Here is a 24,097-nt window from a genome sequence, read left to right on the forward strand (position 1 = left end):
CGCTCCGTTTTCCGGAGTTTCATTCGATCGGATTTCGCTTCGTTTCGGCCTTTCGGCGCTCCCGAACTCTAGCAGAGTTTCTCGGGCTGTTTTCCCGGGCTCCGATTCGAATTCATCTCCGAACCCAACGACCGCGGGGCAACTCGGAGAACACTACGCTCCGAGCTGCCCCGCGTCAAACCGGGTCGAGCAGGCCCCGCAGGGCCGGCCGTCAGACCTCGACGACCACCGGGAGGATCATCGGCCGGCGGCGGTAGTTGTCCGCCACCCACTTGCCGATGGTCCGCCGGACCAGCTGCTGCACCTGCCGGACCTCCAGCACGCCGTCGCTGGCGGAGCGGCTGAGCGCCTCCTCCAGCTTGGCCACGACCGGACCGAAGGCATTGTCCTCGATGCCGGAGCCGCGGGCCTGGATGGTCGGGCCGCTCACCATCTTGCCGTTGGTGGAGTCGACCACCACGAAGACGGAGATGAAGCCCTCCTCGCCGAGGATGCGGCGGTCCTTGAGCGAGGCCTCGGTGACATCGCCGACCGAGGAGCCGTCGACGTAGACGTAGCCGGCCTGGACCTTGCCGACGATCTTCGCGACGCCGTTCTCCAGGTCGACGCAGACACCGTCCTCGGCGATGACCGTGCGCTCCTTCGGCACACCGGTCTTGATACCGAGGTCCGCGCAGGCCCGCAGGTGGCGCCACTCGCCGTGGACCGGCATCAGGTTGCGCGGCTTGCAGATGTTGAAGAAGTACAGCAGCTCACCGGAGGACGCGTGACCGGAGACGTGCACCTTCGCGTTGCCCTTGTGGACGACGTTGGCGCCCCAGCGGGTCAGGCCGTTGATCACGCGGTAGATCGCGGTCTCGTTGCCCGGGATCAGCGAGGAGGCGAGGACGACGGTGTCGCCCTCGACGATCCGAATCTGGTGGTCCCGGTTGGCCATTCGCGACAGCGCCGCCATCGGCTCGCCCTGGGAGCCGGTGCAGACCAGCACCACCTTGTCCGCGGGCAGGTCGTCCAGCGTCTTGACGTCGACGACCAGGTTGCCGGGGACCTTCAGGTAGCCGAGGTCGCGGGCGATGCCCATGTTGCGGACCATCGAGCGGCCGACGAAGGCCACCTTGCGCTTGTGCTCGTGCGCGGCGTCCAGCACCTGCTGGATGCGGTGCACGTGGCTGGCGAACGAGGCCACGATGATGCGCTTCTCGGCGCTGGCGAAGACGTTGCGCAGCGCAGCGGAGATGTCGCGCTCGTGCGGGATGAAGCCGGGGACCTCGGCGTTGGTGGAGTCCACCAGCAGCAGGTCCATGCCCTCCTCGGCCAGCTTGGCGAAGGCCGGGAGGTCGGTGAGGCGGCCGTCCAGCGGCAGCTGGTCCATCTTGAAGTCACCGGTGGCGACGACCATGCCGGCCGGGGTGCGCACGGCGACGGCCAGCGCGTCCGGGATGGAGTGGTTGACGGCGATGAACTCGCAGTCGAACGGGCCGATGCGCTCGCGCTCGCCCTCCGCCACCTCGAGCACGTACGGGCGGATCCGGTGCTCGGCGAGCTTGGCCTCGATCAGGGCGAGGGTGAGCTTGGAACCGATCAGCGGGATGTCCGGGTTCTCCCGGAGCAGGTACGGCACGGCGCCGATGTGGTCCTCGTGCCCGTGGGTGAGGATGATGCCGTCGACCTTGTCGAGGCGGTCCCGGATGTAGCTGAAGTCCGGCAGGATCAGGTCGATGCCGGGCTGCTCGTCCTCGGGGAACAGGACACCGCAGTCGATGATCAGGATGCGGTCGCCGTACTCGAGGACCGTCATGTTGCGGCCGATCTCGCCGAGGCCGCCGAGCGGGGTGATGCGCAGGGCACCCTGCTTGAGTGCGGGGGGTGCGCCGAGTTCGGGATGCGGGTGGCTCAAAAGACTCTCCTCACGACGCACGCCATATGCCCGGGTCCGCCCCTGGCGACATATGGCGTGCGTCCATCGTTGGTTTCCTCATTGCTAGGCATCTGTGCCTTCGCGCCTTCGTTCCGGTCCAGCGGCGGGCCTGGCGGCTCGGCGATCCGGGGGCGCGCACGTCTTCGTCTGTTACAGGTGTACCCCGCCGGCGGCCAGATCCTGCCTCAGGACGGCAATCTCGTCGTCCGTGGCGGAGATCAGCGGCAGGCGGAGCGGACCGGCCGGCCGGCCCTGCAGGGTGAGCGCGGCCTTGCTGAGGATCACGCCCTGGGTACGGAACATACCGCTGAAGACCGGCAGCAGTCCCTGGTGGATGGCGAGTGCCTTGGCGGCGTCGCCGGCGGTGAAGGCCTCGATCATGGCGCGCAGCTCCGGGGTGACCACGTGGGAGACCACGCTGACCACGCCGACGGCTCCGACCGAGAGCAGCGGGAGGGTCAGCACGTCGTCGCCGGAGTACCAGGCCAGCCCGGACCGGGCGATGGCCCAGGAGGCGGCGCCGACGTCGCCCTTGGCGTCCTTGTTGGCGACGATCCTCGGGTGCTCGCCGAGCCGGACGATGGTCTCGTGGCCGAGCGGCACACCGCTGCGTCCGGGGATGTCGTACAGCATCACCGGCAGGCCGGTGGCGTCCGCGATGGCGAGGTTGTGCCGGTACAGGCCCTCCTGCGGGGGCTTGCTGTAGTACGGCGTGACCGCGAGCAGGCCGTGCGCCCCGGCGGCCTCGGCCTGCCGGGCGAGTTCGACGCTGTGGTGGGTGTCGTTGGTGCCGACCCCGGCGATGACGTGGGCCCGCTCCCCCACCGCCTCCACCACGGCGCGGACCAGCTGGGCCTTCTCGGCGTCGCTGGTGGTCGGGGACTCGCCGGTGGTGCCGTTGAGCACCAGGCCGTCGTTGCCGGCGTCGACGAGGTACGCGGCGAGCTGCTGCGCCCCGTCGAGGTCGAGGGCGCCGTCCGCGGTGAACGGCGTCACCATCGCGGTCAGTACCCGGCCGAACGGCGTCTGGGGGGTGGAGGTCGGAGCCATGGGTCCAAAACTACTCGTAGGCCCCTGGGTGGCAGCCACGGCGGTCCACTGTTCGGACAGCCGCGGCTGCCGCGCGGGGGCGCAGCCGGGTCGGGAGGGCCGTCACACAGGTGGGATTCCGGTGCTGCATGCTCGGGGGTTCATGCAGCACCGGAATCCGTGTCCTGAGCGTAGGGAGCGGGGCGAAAGGCTGCAATCCGGACATGCCACGCAACCCGCCCATATGCCTATCACCCCAGGTCAGGGGGCGACTCGGCCGTGCTTCTCGAACGCCGCATGGGTGAGCGGCATGAGCTCCGCCCACTTGGCCTCCATCTGCTCGGCGACCATCTCGATCTCGCGCTGCGGGAAGGACGGGACCTTGGCGTTCTCGGCCTTGGTGCGCAGCGAGAGGAAGTGCATCAGGGAGCGGGCGTTGCAGGTCGCGTACATCGAGGAGAACAGGCCGACCGGCAGCACGGCCCGGGCCACCTCGCGGGCCACGCCGGCGTCCAGCATCTCCTGGTAGGCCCGGTAGGAGGCCTGGTAGGCGGCCTCCATCGAGTCGGCCACCACGGCGTGCTGCTTCTCGGTGCCGTCGACGAACTCGTACCGGCCGGGGCGGCCCTCCTGGACCAGCTTGCGGTCGGCGCCGGGGACGTAGAAGACCGGCTGCAGCTCGCGGTAGCGGCCGGACTCCTCGTTGTAGGACCAGCCGCTGCGGTGGCGGTGGAACTCGCGGAAGACGAAGATCGGCGCGCTGATGAAGAAGGTCATCGAGTTGTGCTCGAACGGCGTGCCGTGGCGGTCCCGCATCAGGAAGTTGATCAGTCCGGTGGACTTCTCGGGGTCCTGCTGGAGCGCTTCCAGGGACTGCTCGCCCGCCGTCGAGACCCGGGCGGCCCAGACCACGTCGGAGTCGGCGGCGGCACTGCGGACCAGGTCCACGGTGACGTCGCTACGGAACTGCGGGACGGTGCCCAGGTCGTCGCTCACGCGAGGATCCTCCAGAGGTGGTGCAGGTCGGTGACGGGGCCAGCCTATCTAGGCCGCCGGGTTGAGCTTGATGGCGTGCTGCATGGCCTTGCGGGCGCGCGGCGTGTCGCCGGCGTCGGCGTAGGCGACGGCGAGGCGGAACCAGACCCGCCAGTCGTGCGGGGCCGCCTCGGCCTCGGACTTGCGGCGGGCGAAGACCTCGTCGGCCGAGTCCCGGTCGATCCGGCCGCCCTGGGTGCGGCGCAGCTCGTCCACCGGGAGGCCGCCCTCGGCCTCCAGCTCCTTGGCGAGCCGCTCGCTGGCGCGGCCGAAGCGGACGGTCTGGCGCAGGAACCAGACCCCGATGCCGGGGATGACGAAGGCGCAGAGGCCGAGGCCGATGCCGAGCGGCTCGCCGGTGGCGATCAGCTGGACGCCCTCCAGGACGCACATCGCCGCGACCACCAGCAGGGCGGCGGCGAGCAGGAAGAAACCGGTGCGCGAGGTCATCGGGGGCTCACAGGTCCAGGAAGTGTTCGAGGCCCAGGGTCAGGCCGGGGCGGTCCACCACGGTGCGCACGGCGAGCAGGATGCCGGGCATGAACGAGCTGTGGTGCAGCGAGTCGTGGCGCAGCGTCAGGGTCTCGCCGGCGTCGCCGAACAGCACCTCCTGGTGGGCCAGCAGGCCGCGCAGGCGTACCGCGTGGACGGGGACGCCGTCGACGTCGGCGCCGCGGGCGCCGGGCAGGCCGTGGGTGGTGGGGTCGGACTGGCGGGGCAGGCCGGCCTTGTCGCGGGCCGCGGCGATCAGCTGGGCGGTGCGGGTGGCGGTGCCGGAGGGGGCGTCGGCCTTGCGGTCGTGGTGCAGCTCCACCACCTCGACGGTCTCGAAGTACTTGGCCGCCTGCTGCGCGAACTGCATGGCGAGCACGGCGCCGATGGAGAAGTTCGGCGCGATCAGCAGGCCGGTGGCGGGGCTGCGGTCGAGCTGTCCGCGGACGGTGGCCAGGCGGTCCTCGGTCCAGCCGGTGGTGCCGGTGACCACGTGGATGCCGTGGCCGAGGCAGTACTCCAGGTTGGCCATCACCGCGTCGGGGTGGGTCAGCTCGACGGCGACCTCGGCGCCCGCGGCGGTGAGCTCGGCGAGGTCGCTGCCGCGGCCCAGGGCCGCGACCAGTTCCAGGTCGGGGGCGGCCTCGACGGCCTTGACGGCCTCGGAGCCGATCCGGCCCTTGGCGCCGATCACGGCGACACGCAGCGTCATCTTGTGGGGTCCCTTCAGACCAGCAGGTCGGCGAGGTTGGCGGCGCGCTTGTTGTTGACCGGGCCGATCAGCGCGAGCGATGGCCGGTGCGCCCCCAGCACATCACGGGCCACCGCGTGCACGTCGGCCAGGGTGACGGATGCCATCTTCTCCAGCATCTCGTCGACCGACAGGTGGTGGCCGTAGCTGATCTCGGCCTTGCCGATCCGGTTCATCAGCGAGCCGGTGTCCTCCATGCCGAGCACGGTGGAGCCGGAGAGCTGGCCGATCGCGCGGTGCAGCTCCTCCTCGGTGATGCCCTCCTCGACCACCCGGGCGAGCTCCGCGCGGCAGATCTTGAGCACCTCCTCGACCCGCTTGGGCTGGCAGCCGGCGTAGATGCCGAACAGACCGCTGTCGGCGTAGGAGGAGGAGTAGGAGTAGACCGAGTAGGCCAGTCCGCGCTTCTCGCGGACCTCCTGGAACAGCCGGGAGCTCATCCCGCCGCCGAGCGCCGCGTTGAGCACGCCCATCGCCCAGCGGCGGTCGTCGTGCCGGGGCACGCCGGGGACGCCGAGGACCAGGTGGGCCTGCTCGGTGGGGCGGTTCATGACCTCGATCCGGCCGGCGGTGCGGACCGCCTTGACGCCGCGGCGGACCTCGGCGGGGTGGCCGGCGGACTTGGCGAGGACCGGTGCGAAGGCCTTCTCGACCAGCCGGACGACCTTGGCGTGGTCGAGGTTGCCGGCGGCGGCCACCACCAGGTTCTCGGGCTTGTAGCGGCGGCGGTAGAAGCCCGCGATCTGGTCGCGGGTGAGGCCGGTGACGGTCTCCTGGGTGCCGAGGATCGGGCGGCCGAGCGGGCCGGTGCCGTAGATCACCTTGGCGAACAGGTCGTGCACCACGTCGCCCGGGTCGTCCTCGGCCATCGCCATCTCCTCGAGGATGACGCCGCGCTCGGCGTCGACGTCCTCGGGGCGGATGAGCGAGCCGGTCAGCATGTCGCAGACCACGTCGATGGCCAGCGGCAGGTCGGTGTCGAGGACCCGCGCGTAGTAGCAGGTGTTCTCCTTGGCGGTGAAGGCGTTCATCTCGCCGCCGACCGCGTCCAGCGCGGCGGAGATCTCCAGCGCGGAGCGGCGTTCGGTGCCCTTGAAGAGCAGGTGCTCCAGGTAGTGGGTGGCGCCGTTGAGGACCGGGGTCTCGTCCCGGGAGCCGACGCCGACCCAGATGCCGAAGGTCGCCGAGCGCACCGTGGGCAGGGTCTCGGTGACGACCCGCAGGCCGCCCGCGAGGACGGTGCGCCGGACGGTGCCGGCGCCGTCGACGCCCTTGAGCAGGGTCCGGGTGGTGCCGGGACGCTGCTGTGCTGCCGAGGCCTGGGCCACGGGTGGACCTCCATGAAACGTGCGGGGAAACAACAGGGTGCGGCCCGCACGCTCCGGGTGGAGCGTGCGGGCCGCGGGAGTGCTAGCGCTGCGTCACTCGGACGCGGCCTCGCCGGCCTCTTCGCCCTCGACGACCGGGATCAGCGAGAGCTTGCCGCGGGGGTCGATCTCGGCGATCTCGACCTGGACCTTGGAGCCGACCGCGAGCACGTCCTCGACGTTCTCCACGCGCTTGCCACCGGCGAGCTTGCGGATCTGCGAGATGTGCAGCAGGCCGTCCTTGCCCGGCATGAGCGAGACGAACGCGCCGAACGTCGTGGTCTTCACCACGGTGCCCAGGTAGCGCTCGCCGACCTCCGGCATGGTCGGGTTGGCGATCTGGTTGATCGTCGTACGGGCAGCCTCCGCCGAGGGACCGTCGACCGCACCGATGTAGATGGTGCCGTCGTCCTCGATGGTGATGTCCGCGCCGGTGTCCTCCTGGATCTGGTTGATCATCTTGCCCTTGGGGCCGATGACCTCACCGATCTTGTCCACCGGGATCTTGATGGTGATGATGCGCGGCGCGTTCGGCGACATCTCGTCGGGCGCGTCGATGGCCTCGTTCATCACGTCGAGGATGTGCAGACGGGCGTCCTTGGCCTGCTTCAGCGCGGCGGCCAGGACCGAGGCCGGGATGCCGTTCAGCTTGGTGTCCAGCTGGAGGGCGGTGATGAAGCCCCGGGTACCGGCGACCTTGAAGTCCATGTCGCCGTACGCGTCCTCGGCGCCGAGGATGTCGGTGAGGGTCACGTAGTGGGTCTCACCGTCGATCTCCTGCGAGATCAGGCCCATGGCGATACCGGCGACGGCGGCCTTCAGCGGCACACCGGCGTTCAGCAGCGACATGGTGGAGGCGCAGACCGAGCCCATCGAGGTGGAGCCGTTGGAGCCCAGCGCCTCGGAGACCTGGCGGATCGCGTAGGGGAACTCCTCGCGGGTCGGCAGCACGGGCAGGATCGCCCGCTCGGCCAGCGCGCCGTGGCCGATCTCGCGGCGCTTGGGCGAGCCCACGCGGCCGGTCTCGCCGACCGAGTACGGCGGGAAGTTGTAGTTGTGCATGTAGCGGCGACGGGTCTCCGGGGAGAGCGTGTCGAGCTGCTGCTCCATGCGGAGCATGTTGAGGGTGGTGACGCCCAGGATCTGGGTCTCGCCACGCTCGAACAGGGCCGAGCCGTGCACCCGCGGGATGGCCTCGACCTCGGCGGCCAGGGTGCGGATGTCGGTGACGCCGCGGCCGTCGATGCGGACCTTGTCCTTGATGACGCGCTCGCGGACGATCTTCTTGGTCAGCGCGTTGTAGGCGGCGCCGATCTCCTTCTCGCGGCCCTCGAACTCCGGCAGGAGCTTCTCGGCGGCGATCGCCTTGATGCGGTCGATCTCGTTCTGGCGGTCCTGCTTGCCGGCGATGGTGAGCGCCTTGGCGAGCTCCGGCTTGACGGCGGCGGTCAGCGCGGCCAGGACGTCGTCCTGGTACTCCAGGAAGACCGGGAACTCGCCGGTCGGCTTGGCGGCCTGGGCGGCCAGCTGGGCCTGGGCGGCGCAGAGCACCTTGATGAACGGCTTGGCGGCCTCGAGGCCGGCGGCCACGACCTCCTCGGTCGGCGCCTCGGCGCCGCCCTCGACCAGCTTGATGGTCTTGGTGGTGGCCTCGGCCTCGACCATCATGATCGCGACGTCGCCGTCCGGCAGCGCGCGGCCGGCCACGACCATGTCGAAGACCGCGTCCTCGAGCTCGGTGTGGGTCGGGAACGCCACCCACTGGCCCTTGATCAGCGCGACGCGGACGCCGCCGATCGGACCGGAGAACGGCAGGCCGGCCAGCTGGGTGGACGCGGACGCGGCGTTGATCGCCACGACGTCGTACAGGTGGTCCGGGTTGAGCGCCATCACGGTGACGACGACCTGGATCTCGTTGCGCAGGCCCTTGACGAAGGACGGGCGCAGCGGGCGGTCGATCAGGCGGCAGGTGAGGATCGCGTCCTCGGAGGGCCGGCCCTCACGACGGAAGAACGAGCCGGGGATCCGGCCCGCGGCGTACATCCGCTCCTCGACGTCGACCGTCAGCGGGAAGAAGTCGAAGTGCTCCTTCGGCTGCTTGGAGGCGCTGGTGGCCGACAGCACCATGGTGTCGTCGTCCAGGTAGGCCACGGCGGAGCCGGCGGCCTGACGGGCCAGCCGGCCGGTCTCGAAGCGGATGGTACGGGTGCCGAAGCTGCCGTTGTCGATGACGGCCTCGGCGTAGAACACGTTCTCTTCCACCTGGAAGATCTCCTCTTTCGTACGTCTCCCGAGGAGCGCCCCTGCGCTTTGCCTACCGATGGCCCGGGCAGTCTGGGCCGGTCTTCGATCGAAGCCTCCGGGCCGTCCGTTCGTCGGACTCCCGGGGGCCACTACCGAGGACCGGCGCCTGCGGCCTGCTGGTAGGTGGTCGCGTGTGGACGCTCCCCTGGTGCGGGCGGCTTCCGTTTGAAGCCAGCGGCCCGCTCGTGGTGCGGTGATGCTGCCCCGGTTCTTGCGGCGTCGTGTCGCCGTCATGACCGGGCATGCCCCTCACCTTACAAATTCACACCCTACCGATCCGGTGATTGCCACGCGTGGGGAAATACGGCGGCGTCACTGCGGCGGATGTGCCGAAGGGCGGCTCCCCGGGAAGGGGAGCCGCCCCACGGTGCGGTACTCAGCGAGCGCCGCCGGCGGCGCCGCGGCGGATGCCGAGGCGGTCGACCAGGGTACGGAAACGCTCGATGTCCTTCTTGGCCAGGTACTGCAGCAGCCGGCGGCGCTGGCCGACCAGGATGAGCAGGCCACGGCGCGAGTGGTGGTCGTGCTTGTGGGTCTTGAGGTGACCGGTCAGGTCCGCGATACGGCGGGACAGCATGGCGACCTGGACCTCGGGAGAGCCGGTGTCGCCCTCCTTCTGGCCGAACTCGGCGATGATCTGCTTCTTGACGTCGGCGGCGAGAGCCACTGCATCTCCTTCAAAGGGTTTCGCCGAGCGATTCTGGTAGGCGACACAGAATCTGACTGAGCCCGGACTGACCAAGAGTACCAGCGCCGGTCGGCCGCCCCCGCCAAGGGGGCCGCCGACCGGCGCGGAGCAGCGGTTGCGCGGTCAGCTGGTGGCGCCGCGGACCAGGGCGTAGATGTTCAGCACCGCCAGGGCCAGCGGGACCAGCGAGATCAGCATCAGGCCGTCGATCATGTCGAGGATACGGCCCCAGAACGGGGACACCCCCTGCTTGGGCACGATCAGCGCGATGGCGGTGAGCACCGCGGCGCCGAACGCGATCGAGGCGGCCAGCCAGATGGTGCGCAGGTCGATCGCGGTCTCGCCGGACTTCAGCAGGAACAGCGGGGTGTTCAGCGACAGGCCGACGATCAGCAGGCCGAGACCGGCGAGGCCGGCCACTGTCAGGCTGAAGACCTGGGCGGTGTAGCGGAACAGCCGGGCCCGCAGCATGGTGGAGACGCCCAGCGTCAGCGCCAGCACCTCGGCGAACGCGCCGTTGCTGAAGCCGAGCACCGCGCAGGCACCGACGATGGTCGCGGCGCAGCCGCCGACCAGGCCGACCAGCACCTCGTGGCCGCGGCGGGCCTGGTGGGCGATCCGCTCGTACTGGACGGTCTCCGCGTGGTCGGCCTCCTCCGTGTAGGAGTTGCCGCGGGTGCGGGTCTGGCCGGGGGCGCTGAAGCCGACCGGGAGCCTGGCGAACCGGGCCGACAGGGCCGGCAGGAAGCCGATCACCGAGACCGCGGCGACGCCGGTGACGGCGGCGATGTGGGTGGGCGAGGTGCCCGGCAGCAGCACCGCGGCGAAGGTCGCCAGGGTGCCGGCGGCGGCCAGGAAGGAGGCCGCGACGAAGACCGAGTCCTTCTCCGGCAGCAGGCCGACCAGCAGCACCGAGACCACCAGCACGGCCACGCAGCCGACCAGGAACTGCAGCCGGCCCGGGCCGTCGCCCCGGTGGGCGGCGGCGATGATGCCGGAACCGGCGATCAGGGTGTGCGGCAGGGCGCCGAGGCCGAGGGCCAGTGCGGCGTCGTGGTCGTCGTACACCCGGGCGCGCACGCCGGAGTAGGCGACCAGCACCACGGCGGTGACGCCGGACAGGATGCCGGGCAGCCCGTACATGTCGTGGTGGACGTCGGAGAACCAGAGCGCGAAGCCCAGCAGGACCAGCAGCACTGTGCCGCCGACCAGGCCGAAGGCCCGCATCAGGTCGGGGCTCCAGAACCGGCGGTCGGCCTCGACGGCCTTGGCGATGGCGTCCGCCACGTCGTCGTAGACCGCGGGCGGCAGCGACTCGGCGAACGGGCGCAGGCTCAGCAGGTCACCGTCGCGGACCTGCTGCGCGGCCAGCGGCAGGCCGCTGTCGAGCACGGTGCCGTCGCGGCGCACCAGGTGGAAGCCCGTGGGCGCCCCGTCCACCTGGGTCTGGCCGGACAGCCGCAGGACCTCGGGGTAGATGTCCGCGAGCGGCACGTCCTCCGGCAGTGCGACATCGATCCTGCTGTCCGGCGCCACGACCGTGACCCGGCAGAATCCGGTCGTCGCGTTTCCACTCACCGGCGCTCCCCCTCGTTGACTGTGTCGGTAAGTCAGCTAGACGCCTTGCTGGCTCCGGGCCGGCCCGGAACTGACACGATCCGGCCAAGAGTTGGCGCGGCGTTACCCTACCGCCAGCCCGGCCCGGCCCGCTCGCCGCCCCTCGCGCAGCCCGCCGGTGGACGGCAGTTGACTGCCCGGCAGGCGGCCTCCACGGGGCTGACGCCCGGCCAGGCCGCCCCCGTGGCCGAACGATCCGGACCCGACCAGTAGGATCGGCCCCTGCGCGAGGCGTACGGGGGCGGACGAACGCACGTCACCCCTGGAGCGCCTGCGGTCGGCGGAGCGGGGGCGGCGTCATCACACGGGGCGCCCTCACCCGTACGTATCCAGTTGCGTGAGGGCTGATGCCGTGGTGAGCGAGCAGTACGAGGCGGTCGCATGAGCGTGGTAACCGTCAAGCGTCCGGCGCGGGCGTACCCGCCCCCGGTCCCGGACGAGCCGGTGGAGCTGGTGGCTCCGCCAGAGCTGCCCCGCGGCGGCGGCGAGGACTGGATGATGTCCTTGCTGCCGCTGCTCGGCATGGGCGGATCGGCGGCCTTCTTCTTCTCGCCGGGCGCCCAGGGCCCGATGAAGATGATGGGTGTCCTGATGGTCGCCTCGACCGCCGGCATGGCGGTGGCGCAGATCGTCAAGGCCCGCAAGGGGGGCAATGCGGGTACCGCGGACGAGCGCCGCGACTACCTGAAGTACCTGCAGCAGATGCGCCGCCAGGTCCGCCGCACGGCGGAGCACCAGCGCGGCTCGCTGCTGTTCACCCACCCCGAGCCGGACCAGCTGTGGTCGATCGTGGCCGAGGGCCGCCGGCTGTGGGAGCGCAGGCCCGGTGACGGGGACTTCGCCCAGATCAGGCTGGGGCGCGGGCCGCAGCAGCTGTCCACGCCGATCCGGGCGCCGCAGACGGCGCCGATGGACGAGCTGGAGCCGCTCGCGGCCGAGGCGATGGGCACCTTCATCAAGGCCCACGGCACGCTGCAGGACCTGCCGCTGTCGGTGTCGCTGCGCGCCTTCTACCACATCATGGTGTCCGGTGACCCGGACGCCGTGTACGGCAACGTCCGGGCGATGGTCGCCCAGTTGACGACGCTGCACTCGCCCGAGGACCTGATCGTGGCGGTCGCCGCCGCGCCCGGTGCGGTGGACGAGTGGGAGTGGGCCAAGTGGCTGCCGCACACCCAGCACCGCAAGGAGACCGACGGCGCCGGTTCGCGCCGTCTGATCGCCACCGGTCTCGGTGAGCTGGAGGAGCTGCTGGCCGACGAGCTGGCCGGCCGCAAGGGCTTCTCGCGGGACACCGTGCCCTCGCCCGACCAGCCGCACATCGTGGTCATCATGGACGGTGCCGCGGTGCCGCAGGACTCGCTCCTCGGCGGTGTGGAGGGCGTCCAGGGCGTCACCGTGCTGGAGGTCGTCCCCGGCGACCTGGACGAGCCCGGCGGCCACCTGATGATCACCGTCGGCAAGGACGAGCTGCTGCTGGAGGCCGCCTCGGGCGCCGCCTACTCGGGCAGGCCCGACTTCCTGTCGGTCTGGCAGTCCGAGGCGCTGGCCCGTCAGCTGGCCCCGTTCCGGGTGTCGGCCGGCGGTGACGACGGCGACCCGTCGCTGGTCAGCATGGACTTCACCGAGATGATGAACACCGGTGACCCGGGCGCCTTCGACCCGGCCCGGCACTGGCGAGCGAAGCCGCTGCGCGAGAAGCTGCGGGTGCCGCTGGGCGTGGGCACCAACGGCGAGTACGTCTGGCTGGACATCAAGGAGGCCTCGCTGGAGGGGATGGGCCCGCACGGCATGTGCGTGGGCGCCACCGGTTCCGGCAAGTCCGAGGTGCTGCGCACGCTGGTGCTGGCGCTCGCGGTGACGCACTCCTCGGAGATCCTCAACTTCGTCCTCGCCGACTTCAAGGGTGGCGCCACCTTCGCCGGCATGTCGGAGATGCCGCACACCGCGGCGGTCATCACCAACCTGGAGGGCGAGGCCACCCTCATCGACCGCATGCGCGATGCGATCGAGGGTGAGATGAACCGCCGGCAGGAGCTGCTGCGCGCGGCGGGCAACTACGCCAACATCAACGAGTACGAGCGGGCCCGCGGCGCCGGTGCGGCGCTCGACCCGCTGCCCTCGCTGGTGATGATCATCGATGAGTTCTCCGAACTCCTCACCGCCAAGCCCGACTTCATCGACCTGTTCATCCAGATCGGCCGGATCGGCCGTTCGCTCGGTATGCACATGCTGCTCGCCTCGCAGCGCCTGGAGGAGGGCAAGCTCCGCGGTCTGGACACCTTCCTGTCCTACCGGCTGGGTCTGCGCACCTTCTCGGCCGCCGAGTCGCGGGCCGCGATCGGTGTGCCGGACGCGTACCACCTGCCGCCGGTCCCCGGTGTCGGGTACCTGAAGTTCGGCTCCGACGTGATGGAGCGGTTCCGGGCCGCGTACGTGTCCGGGCCGTACCGGCCGCCGGGCCAGGTGCGCAGCGTCAGCGGGGCGACCGTCACCGCGCTGCCGGTGCTGTTCACCGCCTCCGAGGTGCCGGTGATCGAGCCCGTGGTCGAGGAGGTGGTCGAGGAGGTCGAGGAGATCGACGACTCGCTGCTCGACACCATGCTCGACGTGTTCGTGTCGCGGATGCTCGGCCAGGGTCCGCCGGCCCACCAGGTGTGGCTGCCCCCGCTGGAGGAGGCGCCCAGCGTCGACCAGTTGGTGCCGCCGCTGCAGGCGACCGCCGACCGCGGTCTGACCTCGCCGGAGTACGGTGCGCTCGGCCGTCTGGTGGTGCCGGTCGGCATCGTCGACAAGCCGCGCGACCAGCGCCGGGACGTGCTGTACCAGGACTACTCGGGGGCGGCCGGCCACGGTCTGATCGTCGGTGGCCCGCGGTCCGGCAAGTCGACGATGATCCGCACCATGGTGGCGGGCTTCGCGGTCACCCACACCCCGGTGGAGACGCAGTTCTACCTGCTCGACTTCGGTGGCGGCGGTTTCGGCGCGCTGGCCGACCTGCCGCACGTCGGCGGCGTGGCCGGGCGTCTGGACGTCGAGAAGGTCCGCCGCACGGTCAGCGAGGTGCACGGGGTGCTCAACCGCCGCGAGGAGCTCTTCCGGGCCAGCGGCATCGACACCATCGCCACCTACCGCACCAGGCGGGCGGCCGGCCAGCTGCCGGACGAGCAGTTCGGTGACGTCTTCCTGATGATCGACGGCTGGCTGACCTTCAAGCAGGAGTACGAGGTCCTGGAGCCGGTCATCGCCGACATCGCCCAGCGCGGTCTCGGCTACGGCGTCCACGTGATCATCACGGCGGCCCGGTACGCCGAGGTCCGCCCGGCGCTGAAGGACCTGCTGCAGAACCGCACCGAGCTGCGGCTCGGCGACTCGATGGAGTCGGAGATCGACCGCAAGGTCGCGCAGAACGTCCCGGCCGGCGCGCCCGGCCGCGGTCTGACCGCCTCCAAGCTGCACTTCCTCGGCGGTCTGCCGCGCCTGGACGGCTCGTCCGCGGTCGAGGACCTGGTGGACGGGGTCACCGACCTGGTCGCCCAGGTCAACGCGGCCTGGGCGGGGCCGCGCGCCCCGCAGGTCCGGATGCTGCCGCAGGTGCTGGACGGCAACGCGCTGCCCAAGGGCTTCGAGCACCCCGAGCTGGGTGTGGCCTTCGGTGTGGACGAGGTCGAGCTGGCGCCGGTCTTCGTCAACTTCGAGTCCGACCCGCTGTTCATCGTCTTCGGTGAGAGCGAGTCGGGTAAGTCGGCGCTGCTGCGGATGCTGATCAAGCAGATCACCGAGCGGTACACCCCGGACCAGGCCGGCATCGTGGTCGGCGACTTCCGCCGCTCGCTGCTGGGCGTGGTGCCGCCGGAGTACCTGGTGGAGTACGCGGCCGCGGCCCCCGCCATGACGTCCATCGTCGAGATGCTGCGCGGGGCCTGCTCCCGCCGGCTCCCCGGCCCGGACGTCACGCCGGAGCAGCTGCGCAACCGCAGCTGGTACACCGGCAAGGACATGTTCGTGATCGTGGACGACTACGAGCTGGTCGCCACCGCCTCGGGCAACCCGCTGGCACCGCTGGCGGAGTTCCTGCCGTTCGCCCGCGACATCGGTCTGCGCGTGATCATCGCGCGCAGCGCCGGCGGCGCCGGCCGGGCCCTGTTCGAGCCGGTCATGCAGCGGATGCGCGAGCTGGGCGGCCAGGGCGTGCTGCTCTCCGGCGACAAGGGCGAGGGCGCGCTGCTCGGCACGGCCAAGCCGCAGCCGTTCCCGCCGGGCCGGGGCACGTTCGTGACCCGCCGGGCCACCGCCGGGAACACCGTGCAGACGGGCTGGCTGCCGGCGCCGTAAGGGCACCGGAGCGCACCGAGCGACGACGAGGGCCGGATCCCGCCAGGGGTCCGGCCCTCGTGGCATTCCGCACCGTGGACTGTGCCAGAACGTTATGGAGGTTTTTTCGCGGCAGACCTGCGGTTCCCGCACCCCCGGACCACCTTCGAATCAATGGCACTTGCGTGCGATTCACCTTTGATTCAAGTGCCGTTCATCGGCGCTAACAAGTCGGACATAGCAGAAGATTGCCGCGCGTGACCATGAAATCAGTCTCGAACGATGCAGGATGCAACGGATTCCGAAGCTGATCGGCGTTGACGCACCCGATCCCGTCGCGGTTCCATGGCGCAGCGGGAGTGACCTTGAAGACACCGGCAACGCCTCGGAGGCGATACCACTCCCGCCCCCCTCACCACCTCGGCCGATCGGACCACCCATGACCGACACGCTTCCCCCTCAGGTCGTCGCCGCCCCCGCGGCCGACCCCACCGGAGCGGGCGCGCCGAAGACGCTCACCCGTTCGATCGGCGTGGTGGGCGGCACCCTGCTGACGCTGTCCTGCGTCACGCCGGCCTCCTCCCTGTTCGTCCTGGTCCCGGACCTGTTCAGCTCGCTGGGCACCGCCACCGCGATGTCGATCGCGATCGGCTCGGTGCTCTGCATCGCGGTCGCGTTCTGCTACTCGGAGCTCGGCACCCTGATCCCCAGCGCCGGCGGCGAGTACGCGATGGTGGGGACCCTGGCGGGCCGGTTCGCCGGCTGGCTGGTGTTCGTCCAGTCCCTGATCGTGGTGATGATCGTGCCCTCGGTCATCGCCATCGGCACGGCCGACTACCTGACGCCGATCATGCACGTGGACGCCCGGTGGGCGGGCGCCGCGGTGATGCTGGCGGCCACCGTGGCCGGTCTGCTGGACCTGCGGGCCAACGCCTGGATCACCGGTGTCTTCCTGGTCCTGGAGGTGATCGCGGCCGGCGTGGTGTCCGTCCTCGGCTTCGCGCACAGCGAGCGCGGCGTGGGCTCGATGCTGCACGGCGTGGTCGGCGACAGCCACGGCGGCAGCAGCACGGTCGGCTTCGCGGCCATCCTGGCGGCGATGGGCACCGCGCTCTTCGTCACCCAGGGCTTCTCCACCGCCATCTACCTCTCCGAGGAGCTGGAGAACCCCCGCCGCAACGTCGCCCGCACCGTGCTGTGGACGCTGGCCCTGTCGGTCGTGGTGATCCTGGTGCCGGTCATCGCCATCACCATGGGCGCCCCCGACCTCGACACCCTCACCGGCGGGGACGTCTCGGGCCTGGTGGCCGGCTGGAGCAACTCCACGGTCGGCAGCTTCATCAGCCTCTGCATCGCGCTCGCCATCATCAACGCGGGCATCGTGATGGTCATCCAGAACTCCCGGGTGCTGTTCGCCTCCGGCCGCGACAAGGCCTGGCCGGAGCCGGTCAACAAGGCCTTCGGCACCCTCAACCGGCACGGCTCCCCGTGGATCTCCACTCTGGCGGTCGGCGTCCCCGGCGCGGTGCTCTGCTTCGTCCCCAACGGTCTGCTCACCAACATCACCGGGGTCGCCGTCGCGGCGCTCTACCTGCTGGTCGCCGTCGCCGCGCTGTTCTCCCGCCGCGGCGCCCACAAGGACGCCCCCGCCTGGCGCCAGCCGCTGTGGCCGGTCCTGCCGGTCCTGCTGATCCTGGTGCTCGGTTACGTGCTGACCAAGCTCGACCCCACCGCCCTGTGGTGGACCGGCGGCCTCACCGCCGCGGCCGCCCTCTACTGGCTGCTGTACCTGCGGCCGCGGCAGGACAGCCGCTGGGTGATCACCCTGCCCGAGGACGAGCAGGTCTGACCCGCACCACGCACGAAGGCCGGTGGCCCCGTCCCCTCGCGGGACGGGGCCACCGGCCTTCCGGCGCCGTACGGCTGCTCAGAACTCCTGACCGGCCTGGCCCGCCTGGCGGCGGCGGTAGTCCCGTATCACCACCGAGCCGCCGGCCAGTGCGGCCACGATCAGCGCGCCCGCCGCCAGCACGAAGGTGCCGGTGCGCTGGTCCCGGTCGGCCTGGGTCTCCGCCAGGCCGAGCGGCTGCGCCACGATCGGCACGGTGTCCAGCCGCACCTTGGCATCCGGGTGCGGCGCGGGGTCCTGGTCCTTGCCGCCCTGGACGGCCTTGACCGGGTCGACCACGCCCCAGCCGATGAACTTGTTGCGGTCGCGCTCGTTGCGCTGCGCGGTCTGCTCGATCCGGGCCCGGACCTGGGCCGGTGTCCAGTCCGTGTGCATCCCCACCAGGATCGCCGCCAGCCCGGACACGTACGGCGCGGAGAAACTGGTGCCGTTGTCGACGCACTGGCCGCCGGCCGGGACGGTGGAGAGCATGTCCACCCCCGGCGCGACCACCCCGACGAAGTCGCCGTACTGCGAGAACGGCGCGCGCTCGTTGTTGCGGTCCGAGGCGCCCACCGCCAGCACGGTGTCGAAGGCCGCGGGGTAGGTCGGGCCCTCCTTGCCGTCGTTGCCGGAGGAGGCGATCACCACGACCTTGGCGGTCTCCGCGCGCTTCAGGGCGTCGCGCAGCTGGGACTTCATCGGGAAGTCGCCCTCTTCACCGGTCGCCCGGACGTCCTGCGAGATGTTGATGACCTTGGCGCCCCTGGCGACCGCGGTGTCGATCGCCTTGATCAGCGTCTCGACGTTGCCGTTGCCGTCGCTGTCGTTCTGCCGGATGCTCAGGATCGTCGCGTCCGGGGCGATGCCCACGAAGCCGGTCCGGCCGGGCAGCGGCTTGGCGGCGATGATGCCCGCCACCTTGGTGCCGTGGCCGACCTTGTCGGTCAGCCCGTTGCCCTCGACCGGCTGGTTGGTCTGCCGGTCGACGAGGTACGAGCCGCCGTCCAGGACCTTGTCCTTGAGCTGCTGGTTCTGGTTGTCCACGCCGGTGTCGATCACCGCGACGGTGACCCCCGCGCCGCGTCCGCCCTGCCACAACTCGTCCAGCAGCACCCGCTGCAGCGCCCACGGGGCACTCGCGACGTCCTGGGACGGGAAGGTGCACTCACCGGCGGCGGCTATCGCGACCGGCGCCTTCACATCGCCCGAGGCGTCCGCCCCGGGCCCGGCCGCGTACGCCGGCGCCGCGGCCGCCACGCCGACCACCCCCAGCACCACCGATGCGGCGGCCAGCCTGCGGTACCTACCCAACGACACCCGTCCACCCCTCTGATCCACACGATGCCGTGCGCGTCTGCGCGACGCGCGAAGGGCGGGCGTCCTGCCGGACGCCCGCCCCGCTCACCGGTGAGGTACCGCCTCACCGGCGAGGTACCGCCCCTGGTGGGCCGTACTCAGCCCCAGATGCCGACGTTCTTCTGCTCGGTCGCCTGGTAGCTCTGCGCGGCGTTGTCCAGCGCGGTCGCGATCTGGCCGAGCACCTGCTGCAGGTCGGCGGCCTTCGCGTCCCACTGCGCCTGGCGGGCCTGGTAGCCCTCCTGGGCCGCGCCCTCCCAGCTGGCCGCGATGCGCTGGACGCCCGACTTCAGGTCGTCGAGCTGCGACTGGATGCGCGCGGCCGTCTGGCGCACCTCCGAGCCCGCGTTCTGAATGGTCGAGAAATTGACGAGAATGCCGTTGTTGCCAGCCATGGTGTCTCCTTGTCGATGTGGCCGTCGGCGCCCCGTTTACGCAGCCGTCGGCCAAGGCTTCGGATTGAGTCGCCCGCGAGGGCTCAGCCGCCGATGCCGGACAGCGAGGACTGCTGGTCCTCCTCGGTCGCGGCGTAGAGCTTCGTGGTGGCCTCGATCGCCTGCTTGATCTCGTCGAGCACCTTGTTCAGCGCGTTCGCGTCCTCGTTGAAGCGCGACTGCATCTGCTGGTACGCGGCCGCGGCCTGACCCTGCCAGCCCTGAGAGATCGAGTCCACCAGCGAGTTCAGCTTGCCGATCTCACCCTGAACCTGCGCGTTCACCTCACCGATGCGGTTGGCGAACGCGTTCATCTCCTCAGCGGTCGTCCTGAACTGACCAGCCATGATCCACCGTCCCCCATGAGACAGACTTCGTCCGGATAGTCCTGGCACGGTCTACCCGTCGACACCACGGTGTGATGCCCCGGAGAACTTTAGCCTTCCGACGCAAGACACCCAACACCGGGAGGCGGGTAGTTACCAGACCATGACACTACGCCCCAAAGCGGAATGACGTTCTGTCACGCCTTTCCCTACGCGTTCTGGGCCTGCAGCGCGGCGAAGGTGTTCAGCACACCGCCGCCCGGCACCAGCTTCGACCACTCCACCGGCACCTGGGTGGGGACGATGTCCTTGTAACCCAGCCGCGCCTGCGCCTCGTTGGCCTCGCTCTTCTGCTCCGGCTGACCACCGGGCGCCGGGGTCGCGGAGGCACCGGCCGCACCGGCCGGGCCGTCGTTGTTGTTCGGCAGCGAGTAGCGCAGGCCCGTCTCGGTGATCAGGAAGTCGCTGCCGGACGTCTCCGCACCGACGTTGTCCACCGCCCGGTACAGCAGGCCGTGGCCCGGCGTCACGTGCGCACTGAGCGAACCCGAGGAGACCGGCGCCGGGTAGTCGGTCCAGGCCCAGACGCTGCGCTTGACGACGTTCTTCTCGATGCTCTCGAAGGTGCTGCAGACCACCGACCGGGCGCCCTTGTCGGTGCCGGCGTTGACCGCCTTGTCGATCCGGTTGGACGGCCAGGTCACCGGGGCCTTCATCGCCTCGGTGTCCACCAGCGGCGCCAGCTTGGCGTTGTCCGACGGGGTCAGCTGGAACGGCTCCGGCTTCTTCCGGTCGTACACCGTGTCCATCCCCGGGTCGTTGAGGATCAGTTCGGCCTGCAGGGGCGTCACGGCGTAGATGTGGTCGGTGCCGACCACGAAGAAGCTGTCCTGGAACTGCAGCACCCGGCCGACCCGCTTCTCGGCCGTCGAGGAGACGTCCACCGTAGAGAGGGTGACCTTGCCGTCCACGAAGCCGGGGATCTTCGGGAAGGTGATCGCCTTGCCGTCGGCGAGCGTGCGCAGCCAGTCGTCGGTCACCTGCTGCGGCTGCGTGCCGCGGCCGAACAGCGCCGACTCCATGGCCTGCTGGTCACCGGCCTGGGTGTCGACCGGGCCGACCGCGTGCCGGGTACCGGTGGAGTCCACCAGGTACTTGCTGCCGGGGGTGCCGCCGGTCGGCGGGCCCTGGACGAACAGCGCCTGGCCGTCGGCGAGCATCTTGTCCTTGGCCGCCAGGGTCTCGGCCTCCTTGTCGGCCGCCACGAAGACCGACTGGCTGATCGACTCCTGCGTGTTGGTCGCGTTGCCGGGACGGTCGCAGACCGACCACTTCTTGGCCGCGCCCGCGTCGGCCGCCTTCGGCAGCCGGTCCGGCGCGTACGGGATCCCGATCGTCGCCCCGTGGTTGCGGTACTTGTCGAGCACGTCGTCGGCGACCGGCATCACCTCGGCGCCGGCCGGCAGCACCAGCCGGGCCGAGGACATGTTCAGCACCTGGTGGAGCACCATCTGCCCGTTGGTCGGGTCCTTGAGCACCACGTACCGGGTGGTCGACTGCTTCGCCTGGACGATGTACTTGCCGCTGTCCCAGTTCACCGGCGCGGCCGGCTTGATGACACCCCACATGCCGAAGCCCGCCACCGTGACCGCGGCCACCACGAAGCTCGGCAGCACCGCGCGCACCGGACGAGGCGCGTCCTCGTCGTTGCCGCCGCCACTGGGCTGCAGGAATGCGCCGACCATCCGCTTGCGTGCGAAGGTGTAGGCGTTCAGCTCGTCCCGGCGTGATGCCATGCTTGTCGTCTCCCCTGTGTGACCGACATCTGTGGTTGCGTCAGCGCACGTGTCCAGTGCGCGAGTCTGCCACCCCGGGCCACCCGGCCGGGCACCCCCCACCGGCACGAGGACCGGCCAACCCTCTACGATGCGGCAGCAGACGGTGAGTACGGTACGGGTACGGTTCGCCGACCGGCCAACCGGGCCGTGATATCTGATCAGAGAGGGCCACTCGGGGGATGCCAAGCCAGTCCGCTCCAGCGCGACGCAGCACATCACAGGGCCGGACGCCGGAGAGCCGGGGAGGACGCCGGGCGGCCGCCGCCGCGCGGCCCGCACCGACCGCCGCGGTCACGCCGAAGGTCCAGCCCAGGCCGGGACTGCTCGGCAGCCGGCCGCGCCTGCAGCAGCTCGTGCTGCTGGAGGTCGCCGCCGCCCTGGTCGCGGTGGGCTGGACGATCAAGCCGATGATGGCCGGCGTCTTCGCGGTGCCCGCCGTCGTCCTCGTGGTGGTGGCCCTGCTGCCGCTGTCCGGCCGGACCGCGCCCGAGGGCATGCGGGTCCGTCTCGCGCTCAAGTCCCGCCGCAAGGAGGCGCAGTACAACGTGCCGCCGCCCGGCACCGACCCGGCACTGGCTCCCGCCCTGGAGCTGGAGCCGGCCCTGCGCACGTACACCCACGCCACCGAGACCGACCTCGGCGACGGCCGGCCGCTGCGCCGGGAGACCGGCATGGTCGGCGACGGCACCTTCCTGACCTCGGTCCTGCTGGTGCAGGCCAAGGACCAGCCGCTGCGCCCGCACCGGACCGCGCTGCCGCTGCCGCTGGACGTGATCTGCTCGGCGCTCCAGGTGGACGACATCGCCCTGGAGTCGGTGCAGCTGGTCCAGCACACCCAGCCCGCCCCGGCGCCGCACCTGCCGGACCAGTCGCTGGCGTTCCGCGCCTACCACCAGCTTCCGGACGGGCTCACCACCCCCGGGCTCCGGCTGACCTGGGTCGCGCTGAAGCTCGACCCGGAGAAGGCCGCCTCGGCGGTGCTGGCCCGCGGCGGCGGCGAGGAGGGTGCGCGCAAGACCCTGCAGCGCGTCACCGACCAGCTCGCCGGCCGGCTCAACAGCGCCGGGTTCACCGCCACGGTGCTGGACGAGCGCGAGCTGATCGCGGCGCTGGCCATCTCGATCTGCGCCAACCCGATGGCGGTGGCCGGCCGTCAGGGCACCGGCGGCGGCGGGCTCGGCGCCCGCCGGACCCAGGAGAGCGGCAAGTTCTGGCGGATCGACGACCGCTGGCACAGCACCTACTGGATCTCCAAGTGGCCGCAGCTCGGCCGCCCCGGTGGCGCCCCCGGCCGGATCTCCGCACCCGACCTGGTCAACCTGGTCACCGGCACGCCCGCGCTGGCCAGCACCTTCAGCCTGACCGCCGGCCACGGCATGGGCGGCTCGGTCGCGATCAGCGGACACGTCCGGGTGACCGGCCGCAGCGAGAGCGAGGTCGCCCAGGTCGGCCGCCTGGTCGAGACCCGTGCGCAGAGCGCCGGGGTCGGCCTGACCCGCCTCGACCTGGAGCAGGCACCGGGCCTGCTCGCCACGCTGCCCCTGGGAGGGACTTCCTGATGGCCTATCAGAGCTACCCCGTCCAGGCCCCGCAGCCCGGCCCGGACCAGCCCCGCCCGCCGAAGATCCGCCCCGGCTTCGGCCTGCGCGGCCCCAGCCGGGAGAAGCACGTCCTGACCACCGAGGACCTGGCCGCGCTGTCCTTCCCGGTCGGCGACGACGGTGTGCTGATCGGTGTCGACCCGCAGCAGCAGCCCGCCGTGATCGGCCTGTTCCGCCCGTCCTCGTACGAGGTGGTGCTGGTCGGCGGCATGTGGACGGCGCAGATCATCGCGCTGCGGGCGGCCGCCACCGGTGCCCGGGTCGCCGTCGAGACCGGCCGCCCGCAGGCCTGGTCGCCGATGGCGCAGGCGGCCGGCGGCGGCCAGCCGTGCGTGACGGTGCACCAGGTCGGCCGGCTCGGCGCCCAGGGCGCCTCGGTGGCCTCCCCGGTGCTGGTGGTGCGTGACCTCGGCGCGCGCCCGTCGCGCAGCCGGCTGTCCGCGACGCCGTGGCAGACCACCCTGACCCTGCTCCCGTACCTCGGCCCGAACGCCGCCCGGGTGCTCAACGCGGCCGACCTGGTCGGCCTGCAGCGGATCTCCCCGCAGGAGTCCGACCTGGTCGGGCGACTGCTGTCGCTCGGCAGCGCGGAGGTCGCGGCGCTGCCCACGCTCGGTGACAACATCACGCTCTGGGCGACCCGGATGCGGCGTCAGTACGTCATGACCAACCCGGGCGAGGCCGAGGCCCAGGTGCTCGGCGCCCCGCGCCGGATGGACTGACCCGTCCCGCCCGTTTCGTCCGGCCGTGCCGGCCCGCCCACCGGGGCGGGCCGGCACGGGTGCTTGGCCCGGGGCCCGGAAGTGCGCCGCAGGTCGCCGCGGCACCGCCCGACCGGACGTGAGATGCGGCACCGCCTTCTGATGACCACGATTCACGGCCTAGTCTTGTTGCCGACGGTACCGCGCCCAATGGCGGCGAAAACGAGGGAGCCCAAGTGAGCAGCGATCGGGACGGCGTCTACGTCGGCGACAACGCGGCGGAGGACGACGACGACTGGTCCGACGCCCCTGACTACACGCCACCCTCCTGGTACACGCAGAGTTCGGACGGTGCACCGGCGGCCCCGGCCCCCGCACCGGCCGCGGCCGTGCCCGACACCCCGGCCCCGGCGCCCGCCGCGCCCGCTCCGCCGG

At 71.1% G+C, this 24,097-nt stretch carries 18 protein-coding genes; 5 read left to right on the plus strand and 13 right to left on the minus strand.

Features of this window, described 5'->3' with window-relative positions:
- Positions 1 to 211: 211 nt before the first annotated feature.
- The 9 genes from AA75_RS00610 to eccD form a co-directional block, all read right to left on the minus strand.
- Positions 212 to 1,897, minus strand: a complete 1,686-nt coding sequence (locus AA75_RS00610; protein ID WP_033817657.1) for a ribonuclease J — start codon at positions 1,895 to 1,897, stop codon at positions 212 to 214.
- Between the two features lie 171 nt (positions 1,898 to 2,068).
- The gene (gene dapA / locus AA75_RS00615) at positions 2,069 to 2,968 is read right to left on the minus strand and encodes a 4-hydroxy-tetrahydrodipicolinate synthase (protein ID WP_033817658.1); all 900 of its coding nucleotides are present in this window, start codon (positions 2,966 to 2,968) and stop codon (positions 2,069 to 2,071) included.
- 240 nt (positions 2,969 to 3,208) lie between these two features.
- On the minus strand, positions 3,209 to 3,943 hold the full coding sequence (gene thyX / locus AA75_RS00620; protein ID WP_149037863.1) for an FAD-dependent thymidylate synthase: 735 nt from the start codon (positions 3,941 to 3,943) through the stop codon (positions 3,209 to 3,211).
- 48 nt (positions 3,944 to 3,991) lie between these two features.
- A complete protein-coding gene (locus tag AA75_RS00625; RefSeq protein WP_033817659.1) occupies positions 3,992 to 4,432 on the minus strand; it encodes a tetratricopeptide repeat protein in 441 nt (146 codons plus the stop codon).
- Positions 4,433 to 4,439: 7 nt separating this feature from the next.
- Positions 4,440 to 5,186 carry a 4-hydroxy-tetrahydrodipicolinate reductase gene (dapB, locus tag AA75_RS00630; RefSeq protein ID WP_033817660.1) on the minus strand — a complete coding sequence of 249 codons (747 nt, stop codon included), beginning with the start codon at positions 5,184 to 5,186 and terminating at the stop codon, positions 4,440 to 4,442.
- A 14-nt stretch (positions 5,187 to 5,200) separates the two neighbouring features.
- Positions 5,201 to 6,553, minus strand: a complete 1,353-nt coding sequence (locus AA75_RS00635; RefSeq protein ID WP_033817661.1) for a pitrilysin family protein — start codon at positions 6,551 to 6,553, stop codon at positions 5,201 to 5,203.
- A 93-nt stretch (positions 6,554 to 6,646) separates the two neighbouring features.
- The gene (locus AA75_RS00640) at positions 6,647 to 8,854 is read right to left on the minus strand and encodes a polyribonucleotide nucleotidyltransferase (protein ID WP_033817662.1); all 2,208 of its coding nucleotides are present in this window, start codon (positions 8,852 to 8,854) and stop codon (positions 6,647 to 6,649) included.
- A gap of 418 nt (positions 8,855 to 9,272) precedes the next feature.
- Positions 9,273 to 9,563, minus strand: coding sequence for a 30S ribosomal protein S15 (gene rpsO, locus AA75_RS00645; protein ID WP_033817663.1), 291 nt, complete (start codon positions 9,561 to 9,563; stop codon positions 9,273 to 9,275).
- Between the two features lie 144 nt (positions 9,564 to 9,707).
- On the minus strand, positions 9,708 to 11,162 hold the full coding sequence (eccD, locus tag AA75_RS00650) for a type VII secretion integral membrane protein EccD (protein WP_033817664.1): 1,455 nt from the start codon (positions 11,160 to 11,162) through the stop codon (positions 9,708 to 9,710).
- Positions 11,163 to 11,582: 420 nt separating this feature from the next.
- On the opposite strand from eccD, the gene AA75_RS00655 reads away from it, so the two are divergent.
- Together AA75_RS00655 and AA75_RS00660 are read left to right on the plus strand one after the other, a co-directional pair.
- Entirely contained in the window at positions 11,583 to 15,536 is a 3,954-nt protein-coding gene (locus AA75_RS00655) for a type VII secretion protein EccC (RefSeq protein WP_033817665.1), read from the plus strand.
- Between the two features lie 418 nt (positions 15,537 to 15,954).
- The gene (locus AA75_RS00660) at positions 15,955 to 17,364 is read left to right on the plus strand and encodes an APC family permease (RefSeq protein WP_033817666.1); all 1,410 of its coding nucleotides are present in this window, start codon (positions 15,955 to 15,957) and stop codon (positions 17,362 to 17,364) included.
- Positions 17,365 to 17,442: 78 nt separating this feature from the next.
- Here AA75_RS00660 and mycP read toward each other — a convergent pair whose 3' ends face one another.
- From mycP to AA75_RS00680, 4 genes are all read right to left on the minus strand, one after another.
- Complete coding sequence (mycP, locus tag AA75_RS00665; RefSeq protein ID WP_199520233.1) at positions 17,443 to 18,723, minus strand: type VII secretion-associated serine protease mycosin; 1,281 nt, start codon at positions 18,721 to 18,723, stop codon at positions 17,443 to 17,445.
- 137 nt (positions 18,724 to 18,860) lie between these two features.
- Positions 18,861 to 19,157, minus strand: a complete 297-nt coding sequence (locus AA75_RS00670; RefSeq protein ID WP_033817667.1) for a WXG100 family type VII secretion target — start codon at positions 19,155 to 19,157, stop codon at positions 18,861 to 18,863.
- A gap of 83 nt (positions 19,158 to 19,240) precedes the next feature.
- Positions 19,241 to 19,543 carry a WXG100 family type VII secretion target gene (locus tag AA75_RS00675; RefSeq protein WP_033817668.1) on the minus strand — a complete coding sequence of 101 codons (303 nt, stop codon included), beginning with the start codon at positions 19,541 to 19,543 and terminating at the stop codon, positions 19,241 to 19,243.
- Positions 19,544 to 19,731: 188 nt separating this feature from the next.
- Positions 19,732 to 21,318 carry a type VII secretion protein EccB gene (locus AA75_RS00680; RefSeq protein WP_033817669.1) on the minus strand — a complete coding sequence of 529 codons (1,587 nt, stop codon included), beginning with the start codon at positions 21,316 to 21,318 and terminating at the stop codon, positions 19,732 to 19,734.
- 221 nt (positions 21,319 to 21,539) lie between these two features.
- On the opposite strand from AA75_RS00680, the gene eccE reads away from it, so the two are divergent.
- The 3 genes from eccE to AA75_RS00695 form a co-directional block, all read left to right on the plus strand.
- A complete protein-coding gene (eccE, locus tag AA75_RS00685; protein ID WP_082526136.1) occupies positions 21,540 to 22,919 on the plus strand; it encodes a type VII secretion protein EccE in 1,380 nt (459 codons plus the stop codon).
- Positions 22,919 to 23,683: a hypothetical protein gene (locus AA75_RS00690; protein ID WP_033817671.1), complete on the plus strand. Its 765-nt coding sequence runs from the start codon at positions 22,919 to 22,921 to the stop codon at positions 23,681 to 23,683. Before eccE ends, AA75_RS00690 begins: the two co-directional genes overlap by 1 nt.
- Before the next feature lie 215 nt (positions 23,684 to 23,898).
- Positions 23,899 to 24,097, plus strand: a 199-nt coding sequence (locus AA75_RS00695; RefSeq protein ID WP_033817672.1) for a hypothetical protein, incomplete at its 3' end; no start/stop codon positions are given.

This window comes from Kitasatospora sp. MBT63, from assembly GCF_000710465.2.
In the GTDB taxonomy this organism is placed as follows: domain Bacteria; phylum Actinomycetota; class Actinomycetes; order Streptomycetales; family Streptomycetaceae; genus Kitasatospora.

Excerpts from the sequence above, each read along its gene's own strand:
- dapA (WP_033817658.1), bottom strand. The coding sequence starts at position 2,968 with ATGGCTCCGACCTCCACCCCCCAGACGCCGTTCGGCCGGGTACTGACC.
- AA75_RS00675 (WP_033817668.1), bottom strand. The coding sequence starts at position 19,543 with ATGGCTGGTCAGTTCAGGACGACCGCTGAGGAGATGAACGCGTTCGCC.
- AA75_RS00690 (WP_033817671.1), top strand. The coding sequence starts at position 22,919 with ATGGCCTATCAGAGCTACCCCGTCCAGGCCCCGCAGCCCGGCCCGGAC.
- AA75_RS00655 (WP_033817665.1), top strand. The coding sequence starts at position 11,583 with ATGAGCGTGGTAACCGTCAAGCGTCCGGCGCGGGCGTACCCGCCCCCG.
- AA75_RS00670 (WP_033817667.1), bottom strand. The coding sequence starts at position 19,157 with ATGGCTGGCAACAACGGCATTCTCGTCAATTTCTCGACCATTCAGAAC.
- AA75_RS00660 (WP_033817666.1), top strand. The coding sequence starts at position 15,955 with ATGACCGACACGCTTCCCCCTCAGGTCGTCGCCGCCCCCGCGGCCGAC.
- AA75_RS00680 (WP_033817669.1), bottom strand. The coding sequence starts at position 21,318 with ATGGCATCACGCCGGGACGAGCTGAACGCCTACACCTTCGCACGCAAG.
- dapB (WP_033817660.1), bottom strand. The coding sequence starts at position 5,186 with ATGACGCTGCGTGTCGCCGTGATCGGCGCCAAGGGCCGGATCGGCTCC.
- eccE (WP_082526136.1), top strand. The coding sequence starts at position 21,540 with ATGCCAAGCCAGTCCGCTCCAGCGCGACGCAGCACATCACAGGGCCGG.
- AA75_RS00625 (WP_033817659.1), bottom strand. The coding sequence starts at position 4,432 with ATGACCTCGCGCACCGGTTTCTTCCTGCTCGCCGCCGCCCTGCTGGTG.